Source organism: Microcoleus sp. K1-B1, from assembly GCF_036704705.1.
Lineage (GTDB): Bacteria > Cyanobacteriota > Cyanobacteriia > Cyanobacteriales > Microcoleaceae > Microcoleus.
The window spans coordinates 20,160-28,783 of the sequence record NZ_JAUBSH010000084.1 but is presented as its reverse complement, the minus strand read 5'-3'; the positions used below and the strand labels follow the sequence as shown (position 1 = coordinate 28,783).

The 8,624-nt window shown below is 44.4% G+C and carries 3 protein-coding genes; all 3 read left to right on the top strand.

The features are described from left to right. The first annotated feature begins 79 nt into the window (after positions 1 to 79). Positions 80 to 1,480 carry a cbb3-type cytochrome c oxidase subunit I gene (locus QUA83_RS23775; protein ID WP_333296318.1) on the top strand — a complete coding sequence of 467 codons (1,401 nt, stop codon included), beginning with the start codon at positions 80 to 82 and terminating at the stop codon, positions 1,478 to 1,480. 454 nt (positions 1,481 to 1,934) lie between these two features. Next, a complete protein-coding gene (locus QUA83_RS23770) occupies positions 1,935 to 2,306 on the top strand; it encodes a hypothetical protein (protein WP_333296317.1) in 372 nt (123 codons plus the stop codon). Between the two features lie 265 nt (positions 2,307 to 2,571). Then, positions 2,572 to 8,619: an AAA family ATPase gene (locus tag QUA83_RS23765; RefSeq protein WP_333296316.1), complete on the top strand. Its 6,048-nt coding sequence runs from the start codon at positions 2,572 to 2,574 to the stop codon at positions 8,617 to 8,619. Positions 8,620 to 8,624: the final 5 nt, after the last annotated feature.

Genomic DNA, 8,624 nt, shown 5'->3' with positions numbered 1-8,624 from the left:
ACGTCTTAAGTTTAACTCCAATTAGGTAACTTAATATTTTGTTACATAGATTGGTTTTTTCCCGCCTACCTACTTATTCATGGTGCAAATGGCGATGGGAATGGTAACGGCACACTATGCCGTTGAAGGCGATAGTTTTTATGGCATTCCCCTAGCACAATTTCTTCCCTATGCGGCATCTCGCACCTGGCACGTGCAACTGGCGATATTCTGGATTGCTACCTGCTGGTTAGCCGCAGGGCTTTACTTTGCACCGCGCTTTGGAGGCATTGAACCGAAAGGTCAGGCGGTGGGAAACCTGGTGTTGTTAGGTGCTTTGACAGTGGTGGTGGTGGGTTCCCTTGTGGGCTCATGGGCCGCCATTCAAGGGATTCTCAGCGTTGAAGATAGCTTTATGTGGGGGCATCAAGGCTATGAGTATATTGAGTTAGGGCGGGTCTGGCAAGTTCTCCTGATTGTGGCGATGGTGTTCTGGCTATTCCTGATGTACCGTGCCTTCCGCCCGGCTTTACAACAGGAGAAAAGCCCGACAGGATTAAGTCACTTTTTCCTCTACAGTGCGATTACGATTCCCCTGTTCTACTCGGTGGGACTGTTCTACACGAACCGGACTCCGTTGAGTATTGCCGAATACTGGCGCTGGTGGGTGGTGCACCTGTGGGTCGAAGGCTTTTTTGAAGTGTTTGCCACGGTGGTGATTGCCTACTTGTGTAGTGAGTTAGGCTTCTTGAAAAAGTCCTCAGCATTACGGGCAACATATCTGACCACAATCCTCTACTTGGGTAGTGGTGTTGTGGGAACGCTGCACCACCTGTATTTCTCGGGAACTCCGGTGTTTATTGCGGCAGTTGGGTCTGTCTTTTCTGCCTTGGAGGTGATTCCCCTCACCTTAATTGGCTTTGAGGTGTTGCAAACGCTGAAATTTTCACGGGAGGCGGAAGGTTTCTATCGCTGGCCCCTACGGTTCTTTATTGCTACCTGCGTTTGGAATTTGGTGGGGGCAGGGGTGTTTGGTTTCCTGATCAACCCGCCCAGTATTCTCTATTACTCCCAAGGCTTGAATACAACCGCTATTCACGCGCATGGAGCGCTGTTTGGGGTGTATGGGTCGCTGGCGTTAGCACTAATGTTGTTTGCCCTGCGGGAATTTACGCCGGAATCGGTATGGAATGAGAAGCAGCTAAAGTTCTCGTTCTGGTTCCTGAATATTGGTTTGGTGGTGATGCTGCTATTTGGGCCGATTCCGAATGGTTTTTACCAGCTTACTCAGTCGATCAATTACGGAACTTGGTATGCACGGGGTGAAACGGTGATGGGTTCGCAATGGATGCACTGGACGGTTTGGACAAGGATTCCAGGTGATGTGATCTTTTCGGTTGGGGCCCTGGCAATATTTATCTTCGTGGTGCGAGCAATTATTGCGATTTTCCGCACTCCCAGTCTACCAAGTCAGGAGAAACCTTATCCCACTGAAGGCTAAATCTGGTTTTTTAGCTTCAGGATTGTGGTCAAAATTTTGATTTTCTTGAGAATCCTCGAAATTCTATTTCGGGGATTCTTCTTTCACGGAGCCGGCTTTAATGTGTAGGTTTTCTCGATATTTTAATGTTCCGGTTAAGGAAATCGGCTTTATCGTTCCAGCCTATATGTTGTCCTATGCACTGACTACGAAAAAGTGATGACTTTAATTGTTCATGCTGAAGGTTTGCTCGCTAAAAAAGAAGCATAAATAGAGCGAAAAAAAGGATAGTTATTAAAGCGGGAAGTGCCAGTCATCAGGAGGAAGATGCAAGCAAACCAGTCACACAATTGTTTCATCATTTGAGGAGGGACGATCGCCCCAGCAAATTAGGCGTATTATCCAAAGATACGCTCGCCTCTGGGGAAAACTAAACCCAAACCATAACCCCAACGCGCCCCCATGCCCAAAATCCATGAGTGCGATGGCTCCATCCGGGACGGAGCCATCGCTGTATCTTGTACGCCCGCAACCCACACCTCATCTCTGCCGTCCATCCCACAGGCCCCAACGCGGACACTTGCCCGACTTTCAAGAAGATGCTAACGCCAAACCCGATGAATTGTGGGAACCCGAAGGCGCGACCTACTACAACGGCGAATTGATTCTGCAACCTAGGCGGCGGTGGACACCAAAGAAACAGTTAGAACTTTTGGATACCCACCCACTGTTTACTGGTCGGTGTCCCCAATGTGAAATGACTTACCCCCAGTATGAAAAGCCGCCTGTTCATTGGGATTGTTCGGCTTGCGGATGGATGGATGATTCGGTTTTAGGTGATGGTTGACAACGATAATTATCAGCACCGGGAAAACACTCGATCGACACCCTACTTGAAAGTGCAGCCGACTAATCCCACAAGAAACACCCAAAACGCGCATTGAGGCAGCACAGTTAACAACACAATCTCATGAAGCCACGATTGCCCGAAGCGAAACATGAGCTCACTTTAATTGAGTAAATTACTATGTTACAATCAGCTCCAATAATATTTAAGTTTTTAAACCGACCTTAACCTCACGCTCAATTCCCTTGCGATCCCTAGAATAACAATGACTATCAACTTAGCTGGCTATCAATTCGTTGAAACCCTCCACAGCGGGATAAGAACTTCAGTCGATCGCGCTCGGAAGGATTCGGACTTTTCCAGCGTGATCGTCAAAACGCTAAAGGCTGAGTATCCCACTCTTTCTGACATCACCCGCTTGCGGCACGAATATCAAATTCTGCACAGCTTGAACGTAGAAGCGATCGTCAAAGCCATTAGTTTAGAAAGCTATAAAAACGGTTTAGCACTAATATTAGAAGATTCTGGCTCCGAGTCTCTCAACGATTGGATGAATGCTAAAAAACTCACAATCACTCAATTTCTTTCTGTGGGTCTTCAGCTTGTCTCGGCCTTAGCAGAAATTCATAAAAATAACATTATTCATAAAGATGTAAAGCCACAAAATATTATCATCAACCCAGCCACTGAAAAAGTTAAAATTATTGATTTCAGCATCGCTTCGCGCCTGGAGCGAGAAAATTCGACCCTCAGCCATCCAGATTTGCTCGAAGGCACACTCGCCTATATGTCGCCAGAACAAACTGGCCGGATGAATCGGTCAATTGACTACCGCACTGATTTTTATTCACTAGGCGTTACCTTCTATGAAATGCTCACCGGTGAGTTGCCCTTTAATTCCACAGACCCGCTGGAATTGGTACACAGCCATATTGCCAAAACTCCCATTCCCCCTCACCAGCTAAATCCTGAAATCCCACCACAAATTTCAGCGATTGCGATGAAGTTATTAGCTAAAAATGCTGAAGACCGCTACCAAAGCACTGAGGGACTAAAATTTGACTTAGAAACTTGTTTGATAAAGCTACAGGCTAGCGGATATATTTCCAACTTTGTTGTTGGAAGTGCGGATAAAGCAGGGCAATTAAATATACCGCAAAAGCTCTACGGTCGCGACCAAGAAATTGAAAAAATTCTAGAAACTTTCGATCGCGTTGCTAGTGGCACCACCGAATTAATGCTGGTTTCCGGTTATTCCGGGATAGGCAAAACAGTTTTGGTCAATGAAGTTCACAAACCCATTGTGCGGCAACGAGGCTATTTTATTGCGGGGAAATTTGACCAGTTCAAGCGCAATATTCCTTATGCTTCCCTGATTCAAGCATTCCAATCCTTAACTCAGCAACTTCTAACCGAAGGCGAACTAGAAATCCAAACTTGGAAAGAAAAACTGTTATCCGCTTTAGGCGATAACGGACAAGTCATCATTGATGTTATCCCTGAAGTCGAATTAATTATTGGCAAACAGCCACCCGTAGCAGAACTAGGGGCAACTGAAGCTCAAAACCGTTTCAGCCGCGTCTTTAAACAATTCATTGGCGTATTTACGACTATTGACCATCCCTTAGTTATCTTTCTCGATGACTTGCAGTGGGCGGATTCGGCATCGTTGAAATTAATTGAATTGCTAATAACTGATTCTGATAGCAAGTATTTATTGCTGATTGGGGCATATCGAGATAACGAAGTTTATCCAACTCATCCGACGATGCAAACGATTGACAAGATTCGCCAAACTGGTACGAAGGTGAATAATATTGTCCTTCAACCATTACACCTCGTTCATGTCGAAGAATTTATTGCGGATACTTTAAATGAATCTGGCGGTTCGGAATCCCTGTCTGTAAAGACGCGAAATTTCGCGTCTCTACTTTTTAATAAAACGCAGGGCAATCCTTTCTTCTTAAGTCAACTACTCAAAACTCTCTATCAAGAAGATTTGTTGACTTATGATTTATATTCTGGGCTCTGGCAATGGAATATCGAGCAAATTCAAGCGATCGGCATCACGGATTACAATGTTGTCGAACTCATTGCTAGAAATATACGCAAATTGCCCGAAGATACACAAAAAGTATTAAAATTTGCTGCTTGTATTGGCAACTCTTTTAACTTAGAAGTTTTGGCTATTGTCAATCAGGAATCATCCTTAGTCACGGCGGCGCAATTGTGGGAAGCACTTCAAGCTGGGTTGATTTTACCTTTGAGCAATGAATACAAAATTCCCCTCGTATTTAGTCAGGAAGAATCGGGCGTTTTTACCTTAACTGATGTGAAGGTTGACTACAAGTTTTTACATGACCGAGTGCAGCAAGCTGCCTATTCTTTGATTCCCGATGATCAGAAAAAAGAGACCCACTTAAAAATCGGTCAACTGCTGCTGCAAAATACCACGCCAGAAGACAGAAAAGAAAATATTTTTGCTTTAGTTAACCAACTCAATTATGGTACTGACTTACTTACTACTGAATCCCAAAAATATGAACTAGCCCAATTGAATCTGATTGCAGGTCAGAAAGCGAAAGCTGCTACAGCCCACGATTCCGCCGTCAAATATTTGCAAGTAGGTTTATCTCTGCTAGCGGTAGATAGTTGGGACAATCAATATGAACTGGCATTAAGGCTGCATGAGGAAGCAGCAGAGTCAGCATATTTGAGTGGTGATTTTGATGGAATGCAGAGATTCGTTGAGATAGTACAAAACTGCGCCAAAACGCTATTGGACATAGTAAAAGTGTACGAAGTCCAGATTCAAGCTTATATGGCGCAGAACAAGCTGCAGGAAGCATTGAATACGGGGCTGGAAGTCTTAAAGCAGTTGGAGGTAGAGTTTCCCAACTCGCCAAACCCATCTGATATTGGGCAGGCGCTGGGGGAAACTGCGGCAATTTTGAGCGAAACCCGAATTGAGGACTTAATCGAGCTCCCTGAAATGACCGATCCTTATCAACTAGCAGCGATCAGGATTTTGTCAAGTATATTTTCTGCTTGCTATTCTGGGATGCCCGTATTGGTGCCTTTAACAGTGTGCAAACAGGTCAATTTATCCGTTCAATATGGCAATGCTTCTGTGTCTCCCTTTGCATATGCGGTATATAGTCTTCTTCTTTGCGGGGCGGTAGGAGATATTGAGCGGGGCTATGAGTTCGGTCAATTAGCTTTACGTCTAGTGTCAAAGTTAAATGCCAAAGAAATCCAAGTCAAGACTTGCCACTTAGTGTATGCTGCCGTTCAACATTGGAAAGAACACGTCCGAAATACCTTAGAACCTTTCCTGGCAGCTTTCTCTAGCGGGCTGGAAACTGGAGATTTAGAATATGCTGGCTATGCCGTCATGGTGTGGAGTCATTACTCGTTTTTTGTTGGCAAGCAACTAATGCAACTCGAACGAGAGATAGCAACTTACACAGATGCAATTCATAAAATCAGCCAAGAAACAGCGCTTAATAATACCAAAATCTGTTGGCAAGCCGTCTTAAACATGATGGGAAAAAGCCAAAATCTATGCCAGTTAAAGGGGGAAGCTTACGACGAAGAGAAAATGCTGCCGCTATATCAGCAAACCAACAACCAACTGGCTATTCATTATTTATACTTGCACAAACTTGCGCTTTGTTATGTGTTTGATAATTACCAGGAAGCTTTAAAAAATATCCCTCAAGTAGAAAGTTCTTTCGGATCATCTACCGGGCAGCTAACTGTTGTTATCTTCTATTTCTACGATTCTCTAGTACGGCTAGCTGTGTATTCTGAAACTTCACAGTCCGACCAACAGGACATTCTTAGCCGAGTACAAGCTAATCAAGAAAAATTGCAAAAATGGGCACATTATGCCCCAATGAATCATTTACATAAATTCTATTTAGTAGAGGCCGAAAAGCATCGTGTTTTAGGCGAAAAAGTAGAAGCGATCGAGATGTACGACAAAGCGATCGCTCTTGCCAAAGAAAACGAGTACATCAACGAAGAAGCACTAGCTTATGAACTCGCTGCTAAATTCTATTTTTCATGGGGTAAAGAAAAGATTGCCCGCACCTACATGACGGATGCTTATTATGCCTATATGCGCTGGGGAGCTTTAGCTAAAGTTAAACATCTAGAAGAAAAATACCCGCAATTAATAGCGCGATCCTCTGTGATCACAGAAAACCCTTTCGAGCCTAAGATGACAATTGCTTCTTCTTTGACCATTACAGGCGGTCAAACAGAGTTGCTAGACTTGGCAACTGTAATGAAAGCATCTATTGCCATTTCTAGCGAAATTGTTCTACCTAACTTGCTGACCAAGTTAATGAAGATTTTGATAGAAAACGCAGGCGCTGAAACTGGAGCGCTTATTTTATCAAAAGAGGGTCAACTTGTTATAGAAGCGGCGGGGACTAAAGATCGAGTCCGAGTGCTAGAATCTTTACCAGTATCAACTTCTGGGCAACTGCCTATCTCGGTACTTAATTACGTCACCAGAACTCAAAAAAATGTCGTTTTAAATGATTCGGGCCGCGATGAAATCTTTTACGCCGACCCCTACATTACCCAACACAAACCAAAATCAATTTTGTGTGCGCCTATCCTATCTCAAGGTAAGTTAAGTGCCATCCTGTACCTAGAAAACAACGTGATTGCGGGCGCTTTCACGCCGAAGCGGGTAGAAGTTTTGCGGATGCTATCGGGACAAGCTGCGATCGCCTTAGAAAATGCCAACCTCTATCACACTTTAGAAATTAAAGTAGAAGAGCGAACCGAGGAATTAAAAGCCAAAAATACGCGCCTAGAAGTAGAAATTCAAGAGCGACAGCAAGCCGAACAAGCGGCAGAAGCAGCCAACCGCGCCAAGAGCCAATTTCTCGCCAATATGAGCCACGAACTCCGCACACCGCTCAACGGCATTTTAGGTTATACCCAAATCCTCAAACGAGACACAGGTTTAACCAGTCAGCAAAATTCTGGTATTAACATCATTCATCAGTGTGGCGAACACCTCCTAACTCTCATCAATGACGTTCTCGACCTCTCCAAAATCGAAGCCGGAAAAATGGAACTCTACCTCACCGAGTTTCACCTGTCAGACTTTCTCCAAGGCATTACTGAAATCTGCCAGATTCGCGCCCAACAGAAGGGAATCTCTTTGATTTACGAACCGCTAATTCCACTTTCCATTTGCGTCCAAGCCGATGAAAAAAGATTGCGGCAAATTCTCATCAACTTACTCGGCAATGCGATAAAATTTACCGAAAAAGGAGGCGTTAGTTTTAAAGTAAACAGACTGGAGACTCAGCAATCTTTGTCACCACTCGCCAATCCCCAATCCCTAACAGGGAAATTTATTTTCCAAGTAGAAGATACAGGCATTGGCATCGCGCCGGACGAACTCTCAAAAATATTTTTGCCCTTCGAGCAAGCCAGCGGGGGTTCAGTTAGCCAGATAGAGGGGACAGGATTAGGGCTGCCAATTAGTCGCCAATTAGTCGAGATGATGGGCGGCGAACTGAAAGTACAAAGCTCTGTAGGTAAAGGCAGTATCTTCTGGTTTGAGTTAGAGTTGCCTATTACCGAAAGCTGGGAAGGGCATCAAAAAGAACCTGAAAAAATTATCAGGAGTTTCTCAGGCGATCGGCGGAAAATTTTAGTGGTTGACGATCGCTGGCAAAATCGCTCTGTCCTAGTTAATCTTTTAGCTCCCATTGGGTTTGACTTAATGGAGGCAACGGACGGTCAAGACTGCGTGAATAAAGCTCTGTTATTTCAACCTGACTGTATTATAATTGACTTAGTAATGCCAGTGATGGACGGCTTTGAAGCGGTGAGGCAGATCAGAAAAATCCCTCCATTGAAGGATGTAATCGCGATCGGGACTTCTGCTAGCATTTTATCCGGCGATCCCCACAGCATTTTCCAGGCTGGTTGCAACGCTTTTCTCCTCAAACCTATTCGGGCAGAAAAGTTATTAGAATGCTTGGGCAACCATTTACGTTTAGAATGGATTTATGAGGAGCCGACAACTTTCAGTTCCGAAGGTATCTTCACCAATCCCCCTTCCCAAACCCCAGACCAACAACTGATTGCTCCCCCTTCGGAAGAAGTTGCAGTCCTGTTAGATTTAGCCATGAAAGGTGAACTACTCAGTATTGAGAAGCGAGCCAGCAAGCTGAAGGCAATAGATATGCGTTATGCACCTTTTGCCAATCAGTTGCTTGAATTAACCAAAAACTTTGAAGAAGACAAATTAGTTGAATTTGTTCAACAGTTTAGATGAGGACT

What these genes read in the sequence shown, in the direction of transcription:
- QUA83_RS23775 (WP_333296318.1), top strand. Translation starts at nt 80, where the DNA reads ATGGTGCAAATGGCGATGGGAATGGTAACGGCACACTATGCCGTTGAA.
- QUA83_RS23770 (WP_333296317.1), top strand. Translation starts at nt 1,935, where the DNA reads ATGAGTGCGATGGCTCCATCCGGGACGGAGCCATCGCTGTATCTTGTA.
- QUA83_RS23765 (WP_333296316.1), top strand. Translation starts at nt 2,572, where the DNA reads ATGACTATCAACTTAGCTGGCTATCAATTCGTTGAAACCCTCCACAGC.